We start from the raw sequence: 992 nt of genomic DNA on the forward strand, positions 1-992 counted from the left end.
CGTCTATGGCGCGGCGCTGCCGGTTGGAGCCACCGGCAAGCCCGGGCAAGGCTTCGCCACGCCGGTAGGTCCCGCCTGCAGGCTCTGCGAGCGCGTCGGCTGCCTTGCGCGCGCCGAGCCGCCGGTGACGCGCCCGCTCGGCCTCGACGAGATGGTGACGGGCCTCAGCGCCTTCGATTTCCAGGGATGATCCCGGCGGATGTGCCCCAAGCTTCGCCGGACGCTGGATCACGCCGGTTTTGCGCCTTTGCGCTACGCGATTGAGACGCAGTTCCTTGTCGTCCCTGGTGCATCGTGTCGAACGCAACCCGCTGACAGTCATCTGCCATGACCGATACCGCCTCGTCCCCTGTCGCCTCTTCCTCCACCGCCTTGCCGGCCGTCTCGCCGCGCGAGGAGCGGATCGGCATGCTCCTGGTCTTCCTGTCGGCGCTTATGTGGAGTTTCGGCGGCACCATCGCCCGTTTCATCCATATCGGCGACAGCTGGACCGTGGTGTTCTGGCGTTCGCTCTGGGCCGTGGCCTTTCTCATCGCATTCATGCTGTGGCGCGACGGTTGGCGCGGCACCTTGAACCTCTTTCGGCACATGGGCCTGCCCGGCCTCGGCGTCGCCTTCTGCTTCGCCACCGCCTCGACCAGCTTTGTGGTGGCGCTTGCCTACACGACGGTCGCCAACATCCTCCTGATGCAGGCCGGCGTGCCGCTGCTTGCGGCTCTGCTTGCCTGGCTGCTGTTTCGCGAACGCGTCGGTCCGGCGACCTGGATCGCGATTGCAGCCGTCATCGTCGGCGTCGCCATCATGGTCTCCGAATCCCTGGGCGGCGCCGTCTCGCCGATCGGCGACGGACTGGCGCTGCTGATCGCGGTGATGTTTTCGGTCGCGACCGTGATCACCCGGCGCTTCGCGCATGTGCGCATGGTGCCGGCCAACTGCCTTGCGGCATTGCTTGCCGGTGCTTTCGCCGCTTCCCAGGCCTCGGCATTCGCGGT

2 protein-coding genes are annotated in these 992 nt (G+C 67.2%); both read left to right on the forward strand.

The genetic code is table 11. The features are described from left to right. Positions 1–190 (forward strand): short-chain fatty acyl-CoA regulator family protein (locus EOD07_RS35700; RefSeq protein WP_164772914.1); only part of this gene is annotated, 190 nt, incomplete at its 5' end. A gap of 137 nt (positions 191–327) precedes the next feature. Further along, on the forward strand, positions 328–992 hold a 665-nt coding region (locus EOD07_RS35705), incomplete at its 3' end, for a DMT family transporter (RefSeq protein WP_164772915.1).

The organism is Mesorhizobium sp. M2C.T.Ca.TU.002.02.1.1, assembly GCF_003997225.1.